The following is a 20,629-nucleotide window of genomic DNA, read 5'->3' on the forward strand; positions in this document are numbered from 1 at the left end:
AAGCTCCTACATTAATGCTAAAAATGGTGAAATACATAATAAAATGCCAGTAATAATAATGATATAAAGTGCAATGCCTTTATATTTATGTAACATTGGTACTTTATAAACTAAATAAGCTGGAATCAAGCAACCAACTAAACCAAAAATTGGGCTACAAATAGACGTGAAGCTTAATACTGGCGCATTTAATACAATAGCACTCCAAGCAAGCAGAATAGCGGCTAACATAATTCCTTTAGCAACCCATTTCTGATTAATTTTATCTGCCGGCATAAAGCGTTGTAACATATTCAATACAATCCCTTGCGTTGCTTCATGGAAACCTAAATATACACCAAAGAAAGCTGTCATCACCGCAAAAAATAAGCGGGTATTCCCCCGCTTATTCATTCACTAGACTCGTTTATATCTTAACGCCACGCTTTATATTGGTTGATTAAACCATTAGTTGAGCTGTCGTGGCTGGTGATTTCGCTGTTGTTTTCAAGCTCTGGTAAAATACGGTTAGCAAGCTGTTTGCCAAGTTCTACTCCCCATTGGTCAAAGCTGAAAATGTTGAAGATCACACCTTGAGTGAAGATTTTGTGTTCATACATTGCAATTAATGCCCCTAAGCTAAATGGCGTGATTTTTTGCAATAAAATTGAGTTGGTTGGTTTGTTACCAGTGAACACTTTAAATGGTACAATCTCTTTCACTTCATCAAGGGATTTACCCGCTTTCACAAATTCTGCTTCTACTTCTTCTTTTGTCTTACCAAACGCCAATGCTTCCGTTTGTGCAAAGAAATTAGACAATAATTTCAGATGATGATCTGAAAGTGGATTATGAGTTTGTGCAGGGGCAATAAAATCACAAGGAATTAAAATTTTACCTTGGTGAATTAATTGATAGAACGCGTGTTGTCCGTTTGTACCCGGTTCCCCCCAGATAATTGGGCCTGTTTGGTAATCCACCACTTTACCATCACGTCCTACATATTTTCCGTTTGATTCCATATTACCTTGTTGGAAATAGGCGGCAAAGCGGTGTAAATATTGGTCATAAGGCAAAATAGCTTCTGTTTGCGCGCCAAGGAAATTGGTGTTCCATAAGCCCACTAAGGCTAATGTTGCAGGAATATTTTCTGCAAGCGGCGCATTGCGGAAATGTTTATCCATTTCGTGCGCACCCGATAACAAGGCTTCAAAGTTTTCAAAGCCGATAGAAAGGGCGATAGATAAGCCAATCGCTGACCATAAGGAATAGCGTCCGCCAACCCAATCCCAAAATTCAAACATATTTGCCGTATCAATGCCAAATTTTTCTACTTCTTTTGCGTTAGTTGAAAGTGCGGCGAAATGTTTTGCAATATGCGCTTCATCTTTCGCACTGGCTAAGAACCAATCACGCGCAGAATTTGCGTTGGTCATTGTTTCTTGCGTAGTGAAGGTTTTTGATGCGACTAGCACCAGCGTAGTTTCTGGATTCACTTTTTTCAATGTTTCAGCGATATGTGTGCCATCTACATTGGAGACAAAGTGCATTGTCAGGTGATTTTTGTAAGGGCGTAAGGCTTCGGTAACCATATAAGGCCCTAAATCTGAACCGCCGATACCAATATTAATCACATCAGTAATGGCTTTGCCTGTATAGCCTTTCCATTCCCCTGAAATAACACGATCGCAGAACGATTTCATTTTAGCGAGTACTGCATTCACTTCTGGCATCACATCTTTACCATCCACCAAGACAGGGGTATTTGAGCGATTACGCAATGCGGTGTGTAGCACAGCACGGTTTTCAGTGCGGTTAATTTTTTCCCCACTGAACATCGCTTCCGTTGCGGCTTGCAAGCCACATTCTTCCGCTAATTGACGCAATAGTCCTAAGGTTTCTTGAGTAAGATTATTTTTTGAATAATCCACTAAAATATCCTGATTAAAGGTTAAAGAATAATCTTTAAAACGGTTAGGTTCTTGCGCAAATAATTGTTGAATAGTGGTTTCGCCTAGATTGTTTTTATGTTGTTCTAAGGCTTTCCACGCTTGCGTGCTGGTTGGATTGATGTTTTTCATTTGAGTTTCCTTTTATTAAGTTTAATTAAAAAATTAATCAATATATTCCGTCAAAACTCGTGGGGTGAGTTTTGTTATTAATTCATAACTTAAAATGCCACTTATTGCTGCGATTTCTTCAATAGGTAATTCCTTACCCCATAAGATTACTTCGTCCCCCACTTGATCTTGGCTGTCTTGACCAAGATCCACAGTGAGCATATCCATTGATACTCTGCCCACAATTGGCACACGACGTCCATTAAGATAAACCGGAGTCCCTTGTGGCATATCTCTTGGATAGCCATCTCCATAGCCAATGGCAACAACACCAATTTTGGTATCTTGTTCGCTCACCCATTTTCCACCATATCCTACGGGTTCGCCTTTTTTATGATTACGCACGGCAATCAGCGATGAAGTGAGTGTCATCACAGGCATTAAGCCGTATTCTTGACTTGGTACGTTATTCGGTGAAATGCCATATAAAATAATGCCGGGACGAATCCAATCCAAATGCGCTTCAGGCCAAAATAAAATGCCCCCAGAGGCGGCAATACTACGCTCCCCTACTCTATTTTTCGTCGCTTTAAGAAATGCGTTAAGTTGCTTTTGGGTGTAATCTGATTCTAATTCATCGGCACGGCTAAAATGACTCACAAAACCAAAGTGCGGTTCAATATTTGGACATTTTTCAAGCGCTTGGCAAAATGTCTCTACTTCCTCTAACGCGACACCAAGGCGGTGCATTCCCGTGTCTATTTTGAGCCAAACGTTAATTGGGTTGGGTAAATTGGCTTGCTGTAAGGCATTTAACTGCTCTTCGTTATGCACGATAGTTTGGATATTATTGACGGCAATAATCGGTAGATCTTTCGCGCGGAAAAAGCCTTCTAATAATAAAATGGGCTTTGTAATCCCATTTGAACGTAATGTGAGTGCTTCTTCTAAGCGCGCAACGCCAAAACAATCGACAAATTCTTCCAACACGGAGGCAACAAACGCCACACCGTGTCCATAAGCATTGGCTTTTACGACGGCAATCACTTTGCTACGTGGCGCTTTTTGTTTGATCACCCCAATATTATGTTTTAATGCCTGTGAGCTAATTTTTGCCGTAGCGGGTTTTACATCAATCATAATGCCTACTCGTAAGAATAATCAGGTTGATCTTTAAGGTTGTCAAAACGAGAAAATTGTCCGTTAAATTTTAACCGCACTTTACCAATCGGTCCATTACGCTGCTTACCAATAATAATTTCTGCAATGCCTTTTTCTTCCGAATTATCGTTATACACTTCATCGCGATAAATAAACATAATCAAATCCGCATCTTGCTCAATAGAGCCTGACTCACGTAAATCTGAGTTTACAGGACGTTTATCCGCACGGTTTTCCAACGTACGGTTAAGCTGTGAAAGGGCAATCACAGGCACTTCCAACTCTTTTGCTAAGGCTTTCAAAGAACGCGAAATTTCTGCAATTTCCAAGGTACGGTTATCGGAAAACGCGGGCGCACGCATTAACTGCAAATAATCCACCATAATCAGGCTCAGCCCGCTGTGTTCGCGATACACGCGTCTCGCACGCGAACGCAATTCAGTTGGCGTTAGCCCTGAAGAATCATCAATATACAAATTGGGTTTTTTCCTAAATATCCCTAAGGTGCTGGCAATTTTCGCCCAATCCCCTTCATCTAAACCTTGTCCAGTCCGAATTTTCGTTTGATCCACCCGGGAAAGAGAAGCTAAAGAACGCATCATAATTTGCTCTGAAGGCATCTCTAAACTAAAGACCAACACAGGTTTATCACTGGCTAATGCGGCATTTTCACATAAATTCATCGCAAAGGTGGTTTTCCCCATAGAAGGGCGTGCGGCAACAATAATTAAATCGGAAGGCTGTAAGCCTGCGGTTTTGCGGTCTAAATCAATAAAGCCCGTCGTTACCCCCGTTACCCCGTTATGGGTTTCGCTCATACTTAGCACTTCAATTTTATCAATGGTTTTATCCAAAATATCAATGATATTTTGCGGTCCTTCACTCGCCGTGGTACGCTTTTCTGCAATGCTGAAAACTTCACGTTCGGCATCATCAAGAATTTCTTTTACATCTCGCCCTTTGGTTTGATAGCTCATTTCAGCAATTTTATTACTGGACGCGATAAGTTCACGCAAAATCGCTTTTTCTCGTACAATCTCGGCATAAGTCAGCACGTTCGCGGCACTTGGTGTATTTTTTGACAGTTCTGCTAAATAGGCAAAACCGCCCACTTCTTCGCTCACCCCTGCCGCTTTTAATGTTTCATCTAAGGTAAGAAGATCCACGGGTTTATTATTGCGGATCAAATTCATAATATGTTGAAAAATCAAACGATGCTCAAAGGTATAAAAATCCTCAGCAATAATGCGTTCAGAAACCGCATCCCAATGGGCATCTGTCAGCAACATACTGCCGATCACGGCTTGTTCTGCTTCAATGGAATGAGGGGGGATATTAATCTGCTCAACTTTTTTATCTTTTGAGTTTGAAGGGTATTGTTTCGCCATAAATCCGTTTTTGATTATGATAAAAATTTATGCCTATCATATACCAAATTGAGGTGAGAATTAAGAAAAAGAACAGTGAAATAGCGAAAATCCCCCAATAAAAATAAAAGGGAGAAATACATACGCTTAGGCGCAATAACAAAAAAGTGCGGTAAAAATTACCGCACTTTTTATGACAATCAAATTAGATGACCGACACATTAAGCTTTGAATCACCTACGATTTGAACTTTTGCTCCCGGAACAAATTTTTCATTGTATTTTTGTACAACCACAATTTGTTTACCATCATTTTTTCTGATCACCAATTCTTGCGCATTCACTTGGCTTGCTTTTTCTTCTACTTTGCTACCAATCACGGCACCCGCAATTGCGCCAACTGCCGTTGCAATCGCTTGACCTGTACCGCCACCAATGCCAGAACCCGCAATACCGCCAAGTACACCGCCACCAACAGTACCGATTACACCTTCATTTTCTGCTTGAATTTTCACCGCTCTTACAGAAACAATCGTACCATAGCTGATTGAGCGCGCTTCTTTTGCTTGTCCACCAGAATACACATCACCGCTGTAAATATCCTGATTTGCACAACCTACTAAGCCAATGCTCATTAAAATTGCTAATGCTAAACTCATTTTTTTCATAAGAAATACACCTTTATTTAACTTGTTATCTTTATTCCCTTATCAAGACGCCACAATCGTCTTAATATGATAAGGATGCACCTTAATGCAAGTGGAATGATCACAACTCACTGCAATTGAAGGGTTGGGGAGCCTTTCACCCTCTACCTTAGGTTCACTCACTTTGACGCTCACATCTGTCATTTTGTTCCATAAAAAATGCGAATTTATACGCTCAACCCACGCATTTGTCGTTTCTTTAGGCAAAAAAGGAATGACCGCTTCAATATGTTCCCACCCTTCTTGTGGATAATGTTTATTTTTCGGGAAAGGTAATTCAATGATCTGTACTTGCTGATTAGCAAAGGTTAATGGCGTATCTAATTGAATAAGATAGATTTTTCGCCCATTGACGATATTATCACTTAAAATTTCACCGCACGTTAATAACGCACTGAGCCAACGTTGTGCTGATTGCTCGCTGTTCACGCGCACCGCAAGGTGATCAATCACATAATCTTGCAACGGCAATGCCATTTTTTCCGCCAATCGTAAAATCTGCTGCTCAAATTTGGCAAATTCATCGTAGGAAAAGAAAGGGTTGTCAAAAAATGAAAAATTTTGTTCGCGACTTATCATTTTTTCCTGCTTTATCTTTGTCTTAATCCAGAAAGAACGGTATCATAGCGGATTATTTTATTTTCACAATTTAAAATTAAGGATAAACCGTGAATATTCAATCCATTTTATCTGACAAAATTAAGCACGCAATGATCCAAGCTGGGGCAGATGAACAATGCGAAGCCCTTGTGCGCCAATCCAACAAACCACAATTTGGCGATTATCAAGCAAACGGCATTATGGCTGCCGCAAAAAAATTGGGGCAAAATCCCCGTGAATTTGCACAAAACGTGCTAGAACATCTTAACCTCGAGCCTATTGCAAACAACATTGAAATTGCAGGTCCCGGCTTTATTAATATTTTTCTTTCCCCAACTTGGCTTGCGGATAATGTGCAAGTTGCCTTGAAAGACGATCATCTAGGCATTCACACCGATAAGAAAGAAACGATTGTTGCCGACTATTCTTCACCAAATGTAGCAAAAGAAATGCACGTCGGGCATTTACGTTCCACCATTATTGGCGATTCAGTGGTGCGTACCCTTGAATTTTTAGGGCATAAGGTGATTCGTGCTAATCACGTTGGCGACTGGGGAACGCAGTTCGGTATGCTTATCGCCTATTTAGAAAAAATGGAAAATGAACACGCCAGCGAAATGGAATTGAGCGATTTAGAGGCCTTTTACCGTGCAGCAAAAGAACATTACGACAACGATGAAGCCTTTGCTGAAAAAGCGCGTAATTATGTAGTGAAATTACAAAGTGGCGATGAATACTGCCGCACAATGTGGAAAAAGTTGGTTCATATTACCATGCAACAAAACCAACGCAATTACGATCGCTTAAACGTTACCCTCACAGAAAAAGATGTGATGGGCGAAAGCCTATATAACCCAATGCTACCTGCTATTGTAGAAGATCTGAAAGCACAAGGACTTGCGGTGGAAGATGACGGCGCATTAGTGGTTTATCTTGATGAATTTAAAAACAAAGATGGCGATCCAATGGGCGTGATCGTGCAGAAAAAAGATGGCGGATTTTTATACACTACCACAGACATTGCCGCCGCCAAATATCGCTATGAAACCTTAAAAGCGGATCGTGCACTTGTATTTTCAGATACACGCCAAAGCCAACATATGCAACAAGCGTGGCTGATTACACGCAAGGCAGGTTATGTACCAGATAGCTTCCAATTAGAACATAAAAATTTCGGTATGATGCTAGGTAAAGATGGCAAGCCATTTAAAACACGTACTGGCGGAACCGTAAAATTAGCTGACCTCCTAGATGAAGCCATTGAGCGTGCCGATAAATTAATTAGCGAAAAAAGCACCGCACTTTCTGCAGAAGAAAAAGCGGCCGTGGTTGAAGCGGTGGGAATTGGTTCAGTGAAATATGCCGATCTGTCTAAAAACCGCACAACAGATTACGTATTTGATTGGGATAATATGCTCAGCTTTGAAGGCAACACCGCCCCTTATATGCAATATGCTTACACGCGCATCCGTTCTATTTTCAATAAAGCAGGCATTAGCAGCGAACAACTTGCCGATGCGCCAATTAACATCATTGATGAAAAAGAACGTGCCTTAGCCCTCAAATTACTTCAATTTGAAGAAGCAATCCAACAAGTGGCAAAAGAAGGTTCACCGCATATTCTTTGTGCCTATCTTTATGAATTAGCCGGCGTCTTCTCAAGTTTCTACGAACATTGCCCAATACTTAATAACGAAGACGAAGGAGTAAAACTCAGCCGTTTGAAACTGGCATTACTCACAGAGAAAACCTTAAAACAAGGATTAGATTTGTTGGGAATTAAAACTGTTGAGAAGATGTGATTTTACACGTCAAAAAATAAGCAGTCTTTATTGACTGCTTTTTTGTTTCTACAAGAAAAAATATAAGTGCGGTATTTTTTCTCAAATTTTACTCAAATAATGTCTAATTAGCACCTCTATTCCCCCCTCATCGCCTCAAAGATTTTCTCTGCTAAGGATTTTGAGATCCCCGGTACGGAGGCGATTTCGTCAAGGGTGGCTTTTTTCACCCCTTGCATTCCGCCAAGGTATTTAAGCAAGGCTTGGCGGCGTTTTGTCCCAACCCCTTCAATGGTTTCTAAGCCACTTTGAGTAAAGGCTTTTTGACGTTTTTTACGGTGTCCGCTAATCGCGTGATTATGGCTTTCATCACGAATATGTTGAATTAAATGTAAGGCAAGGCTATCTGGGGGTAAATTGATTTCGCGATCTTGCTTGCTGATGATGAGGGTTTCCAAGCCAGCACGGCGATCCACACCTTTTGCCACGCCAATCAAGTGCGGTCGTTTTTTATCCCATTTTACCTTGAGTTGTGCAAACACTTGCAAGGCACGGTTCAGCTGCCCTTTTCCGCCATCAATAAAGATCACATCAGGAATTTTTTCGCTTTCCAGATCTTTATCGTAACGTTTTAATAAGGCTTGTTCCATCGCGGCATAATCATCACCGCCAGTAATGCCCGTGATATTAAAACGGCGGTAATCTGATTTCAGTGGTCCATCTTGATTAAACACCACACAAGACGCTATGGTTTGTTCTCCCATCGTATGACTAATATCAAAACATTCCATTCGCTGAATTTTTTCTATGCCAAGTAAATCTTGTAAGGCTTGGTAGCGTTCTTGAATAAGCGTGGATTGCTTCAGTTGCGTAACCAATGCAGCTTTCGCATTCATTTGTGCAAGCTGTAAATATTTACTTTTATCCCCTTTGGCACTGTCTTGAATTTGCACTTTACGCCCAGCTTGTTCAGCGAGCAAGGTTTCTAATTGAGCTTTTTCTGCCAATTTATGATCCACAATAATGGTGTTTGGCACGGTTCGTCCTTGATGTGCTTGCAAATAAAATTGCCCCACGAAAGTGGCGGTGAGTTCAGATAAATCCGTATTGGCTGGCACTTTCGGGAAATAACTGCGGTTGCCCAAAATTTTGCCTTGTCGAATAAACAACACTTGTACGCAAGCAATACCAAGTTGGTAAGCAATGGCGATAATATCAATATCATCAAGGCGATCATTACTAACAAATTGTTTTTCAATGACGGCACGCACAGCTTGAATTTGATCTCGTATGCGTGCTGCATCTTCAAAATTTAGGGCTTGGCTTGCCTGCTCCATTTTGCCGACAAGATGATCCAACACTTGTTGATCTTTACCTTGTAAGAAAAGACGAGCAAAATCCACTTGTTGGTTATAATCTTCATCAGAAATATAGCCTGTAACACAGGGCGCAGAACAACGCCCAATTTGATATTGCAAGCAAGGGCGTGAGCGGTTGCGATAAACCGAATTTTCACATTGCCGCACAGGAAACAACTTTTGCAATAGGGAAAGGGTTTCACGCACGGCGCCCGCATTAGGATAAGGCCCAAAATATTCACCTTGAATTTTTTTACTCCCCCGATACGCCGTGATCCTTGAGTGGCGTTCTTTGGTGAGCAAAATATAAGGATAAGATTTGTCATCACGCAATAGCACGTTATAGCGTGGCTGATAGGTTTTAATATAGTTATGTTCTAACAGCAATGCTTCCGTTTCGCTTGAAGTGATGGTCGTTTCAATACGATGAATGGCTGCAACGAGGGCTTCCGTCTTTTTACTCGATAAATTAGTACGAAAATAACTAGATAAGCGTTTTTTTAAATCTTTGGCTTTGCCCACATAAATCACCTGATCTTTATCGTCATACATACGATAAACACCGGGATCGTGGGTTACGTTAGCGAGAAACTTTTTGGCATCAAAGGTCATTTTGGTTATGAATGATTAAGCAGGGCAGAATAAATCCGCCCTAAAAATTATTTAAAGAAATTATTTAGGATCGCATTGATGTCTTTCGCTAACTCATCATTTGAGCTTTCTTCTTGTGTTTGGCTTGTTTGTGTTGGTGTGTTTAAAATTTGCTTAAACAAATCACCTAAAGGTGAGCCATTTGTTTCACCTTGGGTTGATGAACCACCAAAAATGCCACCTAACACAGAACCTAGCACATCTTGCGGATTATCGTTGTGAGCCTGCATTGATTGAGTTAAATTATCTGCCGATACCCCGCCTTGACGCCCATTCGGTGTTAGCATATCAATTAAACTCGGTAGTACTTGAGAAATAATATCTTCTGTTTGATTAGTGCTAATACCTGTCTGCTGAGCAATATCTTCAATAGTATTCTGCCCGAAAGTTTGGCTGACTTCATTTCTTGTCATCGTTTGGTTTGAACCCGTGCCGATCCAGCTATCTAGCAATCCACCTAAGCCATCTTGTTGTAACTTAGCAAAAATGCCTTGTACACCACCTTGTGAACGTAATAACTGTTGCAACACTTCACTCACCACATTACCTTGCCCTTGTGGCGCTGAATTGTTCCCTAATACCGAACCTAAAACTGAACCTAACATTTTGTCTAACATCTTGTTTCCTTAGTTTGAATAAATAGTGAAAGAGGAATTAATAATGTCCTAAAATCGCCCGCACTTTTTCTAAATCTTCCGGCGTATCTACACCGACAGCAGGGGCTTCTTTCGCAAGATCAATATGAATTTTTTCACCATACCACAACACCCGTAACTGCTCTAAAGATTCAATACCTTCTAACGCAGAAGGTTGCCATTGCACATATTGCTTAATAAATCCTGCACGATAAGCATAAATACCAATGTGGCGTAAATACGGGGTTTGTAGCACAAGCTGTGTTTTTTGTTCATCGGATAACCCAGCAAATTGATCGCGATTCCAAGGAATTGGCGCACGGGAAAAATACAAGACATTGCCTGATTTATCTGCTACAGCTTTCACCACATTTGGGTTAAATAATTCTTCAGCATCATTCAATGGGACAGCAAGGGTTGCCATATTCACGGCATTATTGGCTAAGTTATCCGCGACTTGTTGCACGATCACTGGGGGAATTAACGGCTCATCACCTTGAATATTGACCACAATTTCATCATCTGCTAGGGCTAATTTTTCCACCACTTCCGCCAAGCGTTCCGTGCCTGAATTATGATTCGTTGAGGTCATACACACTTCACCACCAAAGGCTTGCACCGCAGTTGCAACATCTTGATTATCCGTTGCCACCACGACTCGGCTTGCACCTGATTGTTGTGCTTGTTGCCAAACGTGGGCAATCATTGGTTTACCAGCAATATCCGCTAAGGGCTTGCCGGGTAAGCGACTTGAGGCAAAACGTGCAGGAATAATTACGGTAAATGTTGTCATTATTCTTCCCCTTGTTGTTGGGCTTTTTCTTGTTGTAACGGTATTGCTCGTTCCGCAAGTAACACCGGGATACCTTGTTCTATCGGGTATGCCACTTGCTCAAAAGAGCAAATGAGCTGTTCGTTTTCTTTTTGATATTTCAAGCGCCCTTGACAAAGGGGGCAAGCGAGAATGTCGAGTAGTTTTTCGTTCATTAAAATTTCTCCACTGCTTTTCAGAAGGTTATGTTTAACCCTGTCATCAAACGCAGGTAAATAAAGCTAAAGTGCGGTCTTTTTTTCTCTTGTTTTTATCTCTTGAATTAATTCGCTTATAAATTGCTTACTTTGTGGTGAAGTAATCTCCGCTTCAACAGGCACATACCACCAATTTGGCTGCGCAAAATTTTGACATTTGACCGCATCTTTTTCTGTCATAAAGAGCGGTTGGTTTTGATCAAATTTTTCAAATAAGGCTAAATGATAAGCTTGATGATCTTGAAAGGCTTGGCTTGCTACCACGTTCATCGACAGGGTTTGCAACATTGTGAAAAAACGCTGTGGGTTGCCAATGCCAGCAATGGCGGTAATACCTTGTTCTGCAAAATCACGCAATAGGCGCTTTTCCCCTGTTTGCAAATGAATCGCAAAGTGCGGTATTAAAGTCATTACACTTTGACTAAAAGGCGTTGGCGCCCCGTTATTGATAATCCAATCAACGTTTTTTAAACGACTGATTGGCTCTCGTAACGCACCTGCTGGCAAAACAAAACCATTACCAAATTGACGCTGAGCATCTAGCACCACGATTTCTTTATCTCGTTGTAATTTATAATGCTGTAAGCCGTCATCACTAATAATCACTTGGCAAGGAAAATGCGCAAGTAAATGCGCTATCGCCTGCTGACGATTTGGTGAAATACACACAGGGGCATTAGTGCGTTTAGCAATCAATAATGGCTCATCACCTGTTTCCACAGGATCATCTTGACTGGTTACTAAACGGGGATAACCTTTTGCTTTGCTCCCATAACCGCGTGAAATCACCCCCACTTGAATACCTTGTTGCTGTAATTGTTGCACGAGCCAAATCACCACAGGGGTTTTGCCATTCCCTCCAACAGATAAATTCCCCACAATCACTACGGGAACGGGGGCTTTGTAAGAAGACAAAATTCCACGCTGGTATAACCAAGATCGTAATCTGATAATGAGCAAAAATAACAAGGCGAAAGGTGATAATAACCACTTTAGTGCTTTTGCGAAAAGATCCGATTGATACCAAAAATTCATTATCACCTCATTAAAATGGGGAAATTGATGTACGCTGAAAATTCGTCCATCAATACAAAATTAATGATTAAACTGCATTTGATGTAACTGCTTATAAGCACCATTCAACGCAAGCAACGCTTGATGCGTGCCACGTTCTTTAATTTCACCGTGTTCAATCACCAAAATTTCATCAGCTTTTTCAATGGTAGATAAACGGTGCGCAATAACTAAAACGGTACGCTCTTTTTGTAATTCTTCAAGGGCTGCTTGAATTGCTCGTTCAGATTCCGTATCAAGGGCTGATGTTGCTTCATCTAAAATTAACACGGGAGAATTGCGCAACAAGGCACGAGCAATCGCCAAACGCTGACGTTGCCCGCCCGATAAACTTGCCCCATTTTCGCCAATGACGGTATCTAAACCATTTTCTAACTTTTCAATAAATTCCATCGCGTGTGCTGCTTTGGCGGCTTTAATAATATCTTCACGACTGTATTTATCTGCTGCGGCATAGGCAATGTTATTGGCAATAGTGTCATTAAATAAATGTACTTGTTGTGAGACCACCGCACAATTTTCACGCAAATTACTCAGGGTGTAATCTTGAATATTGACGCCATCAAGGGTGATTTCCCCTTGTTCAATCTCATAAAAACGGGTAACTAAATTAGCAATTGTAGATTTCCCGGAGCCTGAACGCCCAACTAATGCCACGGTTTTACCTTGTGGAATGTCAAAGGAAATATGATTTAATGCGGGATGCTCTTTGCCTGAATAGCTAAACGTAACGTCTTTAAATGCAATATTTCCTTTCGCTTTTTCTACTTGGTAAGTACCGTTATCTTTCTCAGTTGCCATATCCAAAATAGCAAACAAGGTTTGACAAGCCGCCATACCACGTTGGAACTGGGCGTTTACATTAGTTAAAGATTTCAACGGTCGCATCATTGCAAGCATTGAGGAAAACACCACCGTAAAAGACCCCGCCGTGAGGTTTTGGCTCATAATTTCTGGTACGGTTGCCAAATAAAGCACCGCTGACAAGGCAAAAGAGGCAATAATTTGCACCACAGGATCAGAAATGGCATCTGCCACCATCACTTTCATTCCCTTACGGCGCATATCATTACTTACTTTATTAAAGCGTTCTTCTTCAATTTTTTGTCCACCGAAAGAAAGCACTACTCGATGTCCTTTTAGCATTTGTTCTGCCGAAGAAGTCAGCTCCCCCATTGAGTTTTGCATATTTTTACCTAACTCGCGGAATTTTTTCGATACCATACGAATTAGCACCGCAATAATCGGTCCTATCACAAAAAGTACTAAGGAAAGCTGCCAACTGGTATAAATCATTACGCAAAGCAAAGAGATAATATACGCTCCTTCACGCACAATAGTTACTAAAGAACCTGATGATGAATTGGCGACTTGTTCGCTATCGTAAGTAATACGAGAAAGTAATTTTCCTGCTGAATTTTGATCAAAAAAGGGAACGGGCATATACATTAAATGCTTAAATAAACGGCGGCGAATTGTCATCACCACTTTCCCTGAAACCCACCCTAAACAATAGGTTGAAACAAAACTTGTTACACCTCGCACAATAATCAATAGTACAACCACTACGGCCATTAAACGCAAAAAGCCAACATCCGCTTTACCGAATCCATCATCTAATAAAGGTTTAAGCATTTGAATTAAAGTTGCATCAGCCAATGCGTTAAATACGAGTGTTATTGCAGCGGCAATTAGCCCTGCTTTAAAAGGCGCAATAATTGGCCATAAGCGTTTGAACGTTTGCAGCGTAGTTAAGTCTTTATCTTGCATAATTTATTCATTTCCGTTAAAAAACTTTGCCATTTTACCTTTATTTTGCCAACAAGCCAATTAATCCCCGATACCAAGGGGAAAATTCCGATCTTACGGTATGAATTTTTATCTGCTCAGGGAAGAACAATAGACTAATCTGACCAAAATCAGCGGTATTATACACCGCACTTTGTTGTGCCTTTAAACGTTCTAAAACCACTGAGTGAGGAAAATGCCACGGATTGCCACGGCTACTAGAAATCAACGCAATTTTCGGTTGTACTGTTTTGATAAAATATTCACTGCTAGAGGTTTTACTGCCGTGATGTCCCACTTGCAATACCTCTATTTTTCCAGCTAAATCAGCAAATTGGCGCTCTGTTTGACTGTCCGCATCCCCTGTTAAAAGCACCTTATATTGCCCATCATCAATCAACAGTACGCAAGAGTCTGGATTTTCTGCACGATCTCGGATCTGTTGCGGTGAAAGCGCAGTAATAGTTAATCCTTGCCATTGCCATTGTTTTCCTTGAAGACAAAAAGTGCGGTGTTTTTTTGACACATTTTTTCGAGAAGACGCCATCAATTCAATCTGTGGAAATGCCTGTAAAATCGCTTCTGCGCCCCCTGAATGATCATTATCATCGTGGCTCAAAACCAGTTTGTCTAGCACAATGCCTTGTCGTTGCAAATAAGGCAAAATTTCTAACTCAGCCATACTGCCATTACGCCAAGCCGCCCCAGTGTCATATAAAATACCACGCTGATTTTTCACCAATAAGGTGGCCAAACCTTGTCCGACATCAAGGGTTTCTAACCGCCATTTAGGTGTATTTATCCCTTGCCACCCTAAATTGATCAGCATTATGCTAAGCAAGCCTATAAAAATAAACTTCATTTTTTGCAGAAATCGCGGATTAGGCAATTTTTCTGCATTAAGTGAAATGCTCTTTTTTACCGCTAAGATCGGTTTTTTCATTACTTTTAGCTGTGAATTTTGCTGAAAATACTGCAAAAAGTGAACATAAAGTAATCCTAAACCAAGTAATAGAATCACAATCCATTGCCCTTGCTTATGAGATATATTCAACCAATATCCTTGCCATTGTGCCAGATACTCGGTGAGGTATTCTGCAAGCCAATTTGCCCCTTGCCACGAACCCAATGCCCCTTGACTCAATACTGCAAACAGCACCATTGGGACAAGACAGAGACTGAACAATGGCACAGCGAAAAGATTTGCTATCATTCCCGATAAAGCCATTCCGTGAAAAAAATAAAGCTGAATAGGGGTAAATAAACATAGCAACCCCAATTGCAGGTGAAATAAGGAAAAAATCCAGCGCACTAGTTTCTTCACCCACGTATTTTTAATCGGATAAATTTGCCACTTAATACAATCTAAAGGAACAAGCTGATACCATAAAATCAAGCTCGCTACCGCGCCCGCAGAAAGCCAAAAGCTGACGGAAAGTAACATCAGTGGATCCCATAGCATAAGCAATGCCACCACCCATTGAAAATACTGCCAAGCGGTATAATAACAGCGTAGCATTCGGATCACGCAAACCAAGCATAAGGCAAGCAATGCTCTTAAGGTGGGAATAGAGAATCCAGCTAGCTGAGCATAAATTAACGCAATGAAAATCCCACATAATAATGGCCAAATCGCCCCTATTCGGTGAGTGGGTAAAAAGAACTGCATTACTCTTGCGAGAGCAAAACCGAGCAACATTGCCAAGCCAATATGCAAACCAGAAATTGCGATGAGGTGTGCCGTATTTGTTTTCTGATAAATTTGCCAATGTTCAGGGTTAAGCCACGCTCGTTCGCCAAAACCCAATGCCAGTAACAGTCCTTGCATAGATAAACCTTGGGTCTGCTGAAAACTGACTTGCAATAATCGCTCGCGCCAAGAAAAATTCTCCGCAATTTTTACCGCACTTTTTACTCTGCCATAGGCGCTAATGCCTTGTGAAAAATACCATTTTTGCCGTTCAAAACCGCCTTGATTTAAACGGCTTGATAAAGGTTTAAGCAATAATTCTGCCTGCCAAATTTGCCCTACTTTAACTGCTTCAATCTTCCTATCTGAAACGGTGTTATTCTTGCTTTGCCATTGCAAATAAATACGCTGTTCGGGCAACTTTTCTGCTAATCTCGCTGTGGCAATAATCGTTTGATAATCTTGCTGATGTAAAATTTTCTCGATCTTGATTGGCGTGCTGATGTGGTTATTTACACGGGCAAGCTGTTCTGCTTGGCTCAAAAGCTGATTCGCTTGGAAATGAAAATACCCTAAACTCAACACAAAAATCACCCCATAAATGAGGCATTTTGCCGTGTTGTAATAAGTAAAAGCATAGGCAATCAAGACTGCCAATGCTCCACTTCCCACAAGCCAAAACATTAAATGTAAGCTCATTAATAGGCCTTTCGGAACATAAAGTAAACTCAAGCCAGCACCAATAATCAGCCATAAAATCACATCTAATTTGAGCGCAAATTTCATTCCAACATAAGGTTCACATTTACGATGACAAATAAAAATACTATGAAAAAAGCACCGCACTTTCGCAATGCCCTTAAATCATTTTTGCGATCTCGCTCGCAAAATTAAAAATATTTCTTAAAGAACAAAAAAATTATGACAATTAATATTGTCTTTCTCCTCATTTCTTTGTAGAGTGAAAAGCATTAATAGTCGGGGTGCTACGTTAAGTAGCTGAGATGATACCCGTTGAACCTGATCCAGTTAGCACTGACGTAGGAAACTTATTATGAAAACTTATCTAATTTTATACCGTACCCTATTTCTGTTTTATTCCCTAATTTCTTACTTTTTATTTCCCATCAATGAATAAAACTCTACTTTTATCATTGGTATTTTATTTTTTACTCCCTTCTTACGCATAATAGGAGAATATGATGCAATTCAATTTGTTAGAACAAATCCGTCAAAAAAACCCGTTAATTCATAGCATTACGAATATTGTGGTGGCAAATTATGTGGCTAATGGGCTACTCGCTTTGGGTGCATCGCCGATTATGGCGGATGCGGAAGAAGAAATGGCCGATCTTGCTCAATTCAGTGCTGCCTTGTCTATTAATATTGGTACACTCGATCCCTTTAAAGTGAAAGCGATGTTGGCGGCAGGACAAGCCGCAAATCAAGCTGGTATTCCCGTCGTGCTTGATCCTGTCGGGGTCGGCGCAACGCAATATCGCAAGGACGTAATCGCTGAATTACTTAACAAGGTAAAATTCACTGCTATTCGTGGCAATACTGGCGAAATTGCTCAATTAGCTGGCGTAAATTGGTCTGCGAAAGGCGTAGATGCGGGACAAGGTGATGGCAATATTGGCGAAATTGCAATGCTTGCTGCGCAACGTTATCAATGTATTGTCGCAGTAAGTGGTGAGGTGGATTATATTAGTGATGGAACGCAATTAGCCACCATTCATAATGGAACGGCAATGTTTCCTAAAATCACAGGATCGGGCTGTTTACTCGGCGCAGTGTTAGGCGCATTTTTGGCGGTTAACCCGCATTCTCCTTTTGAGGCAGTCGTACAAGCTTGTACAGCTTATGCCGTAGCAGGAGAATTAGCGGCACAACATCTTGCGCCAACAAAATATGGGCAATTTTACACCGCACTTTTAGATTCACTTGGCGAATTGAATGACCAGCAAGTGGCACAATTTGCACGAGTTAGCATAGAGAAATCAGCATAAATAAGGAGAAAAAATGGCGCATATTGCACAAGCCCTTACAATTGCCGGCTCAGACAGTGGCGGTGGTGCGGGTATTCAAGCAGATCTAAAAACCTTTCAAATGCAGAATGTATTTGGTATGAGTGTGATTACTGCGGTTACCGCACAAAATACCTTAGGGGTAACCGATATTCATTTAATTCCGCCTAAAACCATTGAAGCGCAACTGAATGCGATTATCGCAGACTTCACGCCCAATGCGGTGAAACTCGGTATGTTAGGCACTGCGGAAATTATTCACACCGTAGCCACATTTTTAAAGGTACACCCGATTCCTAATATTGTGATAGATCCTGTTATGATCGCTAAAGGGGGCGCTAGTTTATTGGAACAATCGGCAATCAATGCAATGCGTGAGCAATTATTGCCCTTAGCCGATGTGCTAACCCCCAACCAGCCCGAAGCAGAAGCATTAACTGGATTGAAAGCGGAAGATCAGCACAGTATCCAGAAAATTGCTGAACATTTACAACAAATGGGCGCAAAAACAGTGATCATAAAAGGTGGTCATCAACAAGATTCAAAAAGCACAGTATGCCAAGATTTTATTTTCACGCCAACGCAATCTTTTATTTTGGAAAGTCCGCGTTTTAATACGCCACACACACACGGCACAGGCTGCACGTTTTCCGCTTGTTTAACCGCTGAACTCGCAAAAGGACAATCTTTAGAGCAAGCCTGCAAAACGGCCAAAGCGTTTATCACAAGTGCCATAACGCACCCTTTAAATATCGGACACGGACACGGCCCAACGAATCACTGGGCCTATTCACAGGAGCAAAAAAATTATGAATAAACACATTTTACGCTGTTATTTGGTGGCCGGCACACAAGATTGCCGTCATCTACCACAATATGCCAACAATCCACAACAAACCTTGTTAGATCGTTTAGAACAGGCGTTAAAAGCTGGTATTACTTGTTATCAATTTCGTGAAAAAGGGCAATTTTCATTGCAAGATCCAACGGAAATTGAACAGCTTGCTCGCCAATGTCAGGCATTATGTCAACAATATAATGTGCCTTTTATTATGAATAATGATGTTGCACTCGCAGAAAAATTGAAGGCTGACGGCATTCACGTTGGGCAAAAAGATTTTGCGGTAGATAAGCTTGCTCAACAAATTCAAGGCAAAATGCTGATCGGTTTATCGGTCAATACCTTGCAACAAGCACAACAGCATAATGATTTCAATGGCGTTGATTATTATGGGTGCGGTCCTATTTTTCCAACTTTTTCAAAATCTGACGCGGCTCCAGATGTCGGCATTAATTTTGTTCAATATTTGCGTGAGCAAGGAATTACTAAACCATTAGTCGCCATTGGTGGCATAAAAACCCCTCACGTGAAACCACTTCTACAAAACGGTGCAGATGGCGTTGCCGTGATCTCCACCATTATGCAAGCGGAAAATGTCGCATTAACAGTAAAAGCAATTCTAGGTGAATAAATGACAATAAACCTTTCTCTATTACGTAATTTAGGCCCGGGTGTGATTATGGCTTGCTCCTGTGTTGGTGGCTCTCATATTATAGCCTCTACACAGGCTGGCGCATATTATGGCTATCAATTAGCTGGATTAATTATTTTAGTAAATTTACTTAAATACCCCTTTTTCCGCTTTGCATTTGATTATAGTGCAACGCAAAATAAAAGCGTATTGCAAGGCTATGCAGAAAAAGGTAAAGGATACTTATGGTTATTCCTATTATTTAATCTCTTTGCAACAGTGGTGAATATTGCAGGTGGAACCTTACTTTCTGCCGTACTATTGGCTATGTTGCTTCCTTTTTCTATTGATCTCAATAGTCTTAACATTATTGTATTAGTGAGTTTTTTAGTGATCTTATTTTATCGCCAATATCAGCGATTAGATAAAGTATCAAAAAGCATTATGCTACTTCTCTCCGTAATCACCCTCATTGCGTTGGTGCTTGCTTTTACTAAACAAACATCGCCACCAGTGGCTGATTTTGTTCCACCTGATGCTTGGAGTCTCGCTGCTGTACCGTTCTTAATTGCATTAATGGGCTGGATGCCTGCCCCAATGGAACTCAGTATTGCCAGTTCATTATGGGTGGTACAAAAAAGACGATTAACGCCAAATTATCAAAAACATCATCAATTAGATTTTAATATCGGCTATCTCACAACCATTGTGTTAGCTTTAATGTTTATGGCACTTGGCGCATTAATTCAATATGGTAATACCATTCCCCCCCTTAGCGGTGGCAAATTTATTCATTTATTTGTAGAAATGTATGCACTAAGCATTGGGGAATGGAGCCGTTGGTTTATTGCGCTTATCGCATTTGTGTGTATTTATGGCACCACAATTGTTGCTGTTGATGGCTATTCTCGTTGCAATCAACAAACAATTCAGCTACTCAAATTTGGCGCACAAACAGATGTTAATAATGAAAAAGGATTACGTTATTTTATGTTAGCGGCTTGTTTTGCAAGTTTCATTATTATTCAATTTTTTAGTGGCGCTATCGGTAAAATGATCCCTTTTGCAATGACGGCTTCTTTCCTATCAGCCCCTATTTTTGCGTGGCTAAACCTCAGTCTAGCAAAACAACTCTCACCTAATCCAATGCTAATAAGGTTGGCTTGGTTGGGATTGAGCTATTTAGTCATTATGATTATTATCTATTTCATTCAACTATAAAGGTTAGGCTAAAAATAATGCCCCCAAAGG

18 protein-coding genes and 1 riboswitch are annotated in these 20,629 nt (G+C 40.8%); of the genes, 5 read left to right on the plus strand and 13 right to left on the minus strand.

What is annotated here, in order from left to right; translation table 11 throughout:
- Positions 1–6: 6 nt before the first annotated feature.
- The 6 genes from L5B83_RS08885 to L5B83_RS08910 form a co-directional block, all read right to left on the minus strand.
- Positions 7–393, minus strand: a complete 387-nt coding sequence (locus L5B83_RS08885; RefSeq protein WP_265778215.1) for a hypothetical protein — start codon at positions 391–393, stop codon at positions 7–9.
- Between the two features lie 20 nt (positions 394–413).
- Entirely contained in the window at positions 414–2,060 is a 1,647-nt protein-coding gene (gene pgi, locus L5B83_RS08890) for a glucose-6-phosphate isomerase (protein WP_250364419.1), read from the minus strand.
- 33 nt (positions 2,061–2,093) lie between these two features.
- A complete protein-coding gene (gene alr / locus L5B83_RS08895; RefSeq protein WP_265778216.1) occupies positions 2,094–3,179 on the minus strand; it encodes an alanine racemase in 1,086 nt (361 codons plus the stop codon).
- A gap of 5 nt (positions 3,180–3,184) precedes the next feature.
- Positions 3,185–4,588, minus strand: a complete 1,404-nt coding sequence (locus tag L5B83_RS08900; protein WP_265778218.1) for a replicative DNA helicase — start codon at positions 4,586–4,588, stop codon at positions 3,185–3,187.
- A 184-nt stretch (positions 4,589–4,772) separates the two neighbouring features.
- Positions 4,773–5,234 carry a glycine zipper 2TM domain-containing protein gene (locus L5B83_RS08905; protein ID WP_250364416.1) on the minus strand — a complete coding sequence of 154 codons (462 nt, stop codon included), beginning with the start codon at positions 5,232–5,234 and terminating at the stop codon, positions 4,773–4,775.
- A 42-nt stretch (positions 5,235–5,276) separates the two neighbouring features.
- Entirely contained in the window at positions 5,277–5,852 is a 576-nt protein-coding gene (locus L5B83_RS08910) for a VOC family protein (protein WP_250364415.1), read from the minus strand.
- A gap of 89 nt (positions 5,853–5,941) precedes the next feature.
- On the opposite strand from L5B83_RS08910, the gene argS reads away from it, so the two are divergent.
- Complete coding sequence (gene argS, locus L5B83_RS08915) at positions 5,942–7,675, plus strand: arginine--tRNA ligase (protein WP_265778219.1); 1,734 nt, start codon at positions 5,942–5,944, stop codon at positions 7,673–7,675.
- Positions 7,676–7,791: 116 nt separating this feature from the next.
- Here the strand turns inward: argS and uvrC are convergent, their stop codons facing one another.
- From uvrC to L5B83_RS08950, 7 genes are all read right to left on the minus strand, one after another.
- A complete protein-coding gene (uvrC, locus tag L5B83_RS08920) occupies positions 7,792–9,624 on the minus strand; it encodes an excinuclease ABC subunit UvrC (RefSeq protein WP_265778220.1) in 1,833 nt (610 codons plus the stop codon).
- Between the two features lie 47 nt (positions 9,625–9,671).
- Positions 9,672–10,280, minus strand: coding sequence for a YidB family protein (locus L5B83_RS08925; protein WP_265778221.1), 609 nt, complete (start codon positions 10,278–10,280; stop codon positions 9,672–9,674).
- A gap of 37 nt (positions 10,281–10,317) precedes the next feature.
- Positions 10,318–11,091 carry a 3-deoxy-manno-octulosonate cytidylyltransferase gene (gene kdsB, locus L5B83_RS08930; protein ID WP_250364411.1) on the minus strand — a complete coding sequence of 258 codons (774 nt, stop codon included), beginning with the start codon at positions 11,089–11,091 and terminating at the stop codon, positions 10,318–10,320.
- On the minus strand, positions 11,091–11,285 hold the full coding sequence (locus L5B83_RS08935; protein WP_250350445.1) for a Trm112 family protein: 195 nt from the start codon (positions 11,283–11,285) through the stop codon (positions 11,091–11,093). Before L5B83_RS08935 ends, kdsB begins: the two co-directional genes overlap by 1 nt.
- Positions 11,286–11,351: 66 nt before the next feature.
- Complete coding sequence (gene lpxK, locus L5B83_RS08940) at positions 11,352–12,362, minus strand: tetraacyldisaccharide 4'-kinase (protein ID WP_265778222.1); 1,011 nt, start codon at positions 12,360–12,362, stop codon at positions 11,352–11,354.
- 60 nt (positions 12,363–12,422) lie between these two features.
- On the minus strand, positions 12,423–14,171 hold the full coding sequence (msbA, locus tag L5B83_RS08945) for a lipid A ABC transporter ATP-binding protein/permease MsbA (RefSeq protein WP_265778223.1): 1,749 nt from the start codon (positions 14,169–14,171) through the stop codon (positions 12,423–12,425).
- 40 nt (positions 14,172–14,211) lie between these two features.
- Positions 14,212–16,665, minus strand: a complete 2,454-nt coding sequence (locus L5B83_RS08950) for a DNA internalization-related competence protein ComEC/Rec2 (protein ID WP_265778224.1) — start codon at positions 16,663–16,665, stop codon at positions 14,212–14,214.
- Between the two features lie 183 nt (positions 16,666–16,848).
- A riboswitch (TPP riboswitch) is annotated at positions 16,849–16,943 on the plus strand.
- A 135-nt stretch (positions 16,944–17,078) separates the two neighbouring features.
- Here L5B83_RS08950 and thiM point away from each other — a divergent pair.
- The 4 genes from thiM to L5B83_RS08970 are packed head-to-tail and all read left to right on the plus strand — an operon-like array spanning position 17,079 to position 20,599.
- Positions 17,079–17,888, plus strand: coding sequence for a hydroxyethylthiazole kinase (gene thiM / locus L5B83_RS08955; RefSeq protein ID WP_442780630.1), 810 nt, complete (start codon positions 17,079–17,081; stop codon positions 17,886–17,888).
- 13 nt (positions 17,889–17,901) lie between these two features.
- Positions 17,902–18,723 (plus strand): bifunctional hydroxymethylpyrimidine kinase/phosphomethylpyrimidine kinase, encoded by an 822-nt coding sequence (gene thiD / locus L5B83_RS08960; protein WP_265778225.1) that lies wholly within the window; start codon positions 17,902–17,904, stop codon positions 18,721–18,723.
- Positions 18,716–19,378, plus strand: a complete 663-nt coding sequence (thiE, locus tag L5B83_RS08965; protein ID WP_265778226.1) for a thiamine phosphate synthase — start codon at positions 18,716–18,718, stop codon at positions 19,376–19,378. The genes thiD and thiE overlap by 8 nt, the downstream gene beginning before the upstream one ends.
- Positions 19,379–20,599, plus strand: a complete 1,221-nt coding sequence (locus L5B83_RS08970; RefSeq protein WP_250350451.1) for an NRAMP family divalent metal transporter — start codon at positions 19,379–19,381, stop codon at positions 20,597–20,599.
- Positions 20,600–20,629 lie beyond the last annotated feature (30 nt).

The organism is Avibacterium sp. 21-599 (genome assembly GCF_026226765.1).
In the GTDB taxonomy this organism is placed as follows: domain Bacteria; phylum Pseudomonadota; class Gammaproteobacteria; order Enterobacterales; family Pasteurellaceae; genus Avibacterium.

Coding starts and splice junctions, on each gene's coding strand:
- L5B83_RS08885 (WP_265778215.1), bottom strand. CDS start 393: ATGAATAAGCGGGGGAATACCCGCTTATTTTTTGCGGTGATGACAGCT.
- pgi (WP_250364419.1), bottom strand. CDS start 2,060: ATGAAAAACATCAATCCAACCAGCACGCAAGCGTGGAAAGCCTTAGAA.
- alr (WP_265778216.1), bottom strand. CDS start 3,179: ATGATTGATGTAAAACCCGCTACGGCAAAAATTAGCTCACAGGCATTA.
- L5B83_RS08900 (WP_265778218.1), bottom strand. CDS start 4,588: ATGGCGAAACAATACCCTTCAAACTCAAAAGATAAAAAAGTTGAGCAG.
- L5B83_RS08905 (WP_250364416.1), bottom strand. CDS start 5,234: ATGAAAAAAATGAGTTTAGCATTAGCAATTTTAATGAGCATTGGCTTA.
- L5B83_RS08910 (WP_250364415.1), bottom strand. CDS start 5,852: ATGATAAGTCGCGAACAAAATTTTTCATTTTTTGACAACCCTTTCTTT.
- uvrC (WP_265778220.1), bottom strand. CDS start 9,624: ATGACCTTTGATGCCAAAAAGTTTCTCGCTAACGTAACCCACGATCCC.
- L5B83_RS08925 (WP_265778221.1), bottom strand. CDS start 10,280: ATGTTAGACAAAATGTTAGGTTCAGTTTTAGGTTCGGTATTAGGGAAC.
- kdsB (WP_250364411.1), bottom strand. CDS start 11,091: ATGACAACATTTACCGTAATTATTCCTGCACGTTTTGCCTCAAGTCGC.
- L5B83_RS08935 (WP_250350445.1), bottom strand. CDS start 11,285: ATGAACGAAAAACTACTCGACATTCTCGCTTGCCCCCTTTGTCAAGGG.
- lpxK (WP_265778222.1), bottom strand. CDS start 12,362: ATGAATTTTTGGTATCAATCGGATCTTTTCGCAAAAGCACTAAAGTGG.
- msbA (WP_265778223.1), bottom strand. CDS start 14,171: ATGCAAGATAAAGACTTAACTACGCTGCAAACGTTCAAACGCTTATGG.
- L5B83_RS08950 (WP_265778224.1), bottom strand. CDS start 16,665: ATGAAATTTGCGCTCAAATTAGATGTGATTTTATGGCTGATTATTGGT.
- thiM (WP_442780630.1), top strand. CDS start 17,079: ATGATGCAATTCAATTTGTTAGAACAAATCCGTCAAAAAAACCCGTTA.
- thiD (WP_265778225.1), top strand. CDS start 17,902: ATGGCGCATATTGCACAAGCCCTTACAATTGCCGGCTCAGACAGTGGC.
- thiE (WP_265778226.1), top strand. CDS start 18,716: ATGAATAAACACATTTTACGCTGTTATTTGGTGGCCGGCACACAAGAT.
- L5B83_RS08970 (WP_250350451.1), top strand. CDS start 19,379: ATGACAATAAACCTTTCTCTATTACGTAATTTAGGCCCGGGTGTGATT.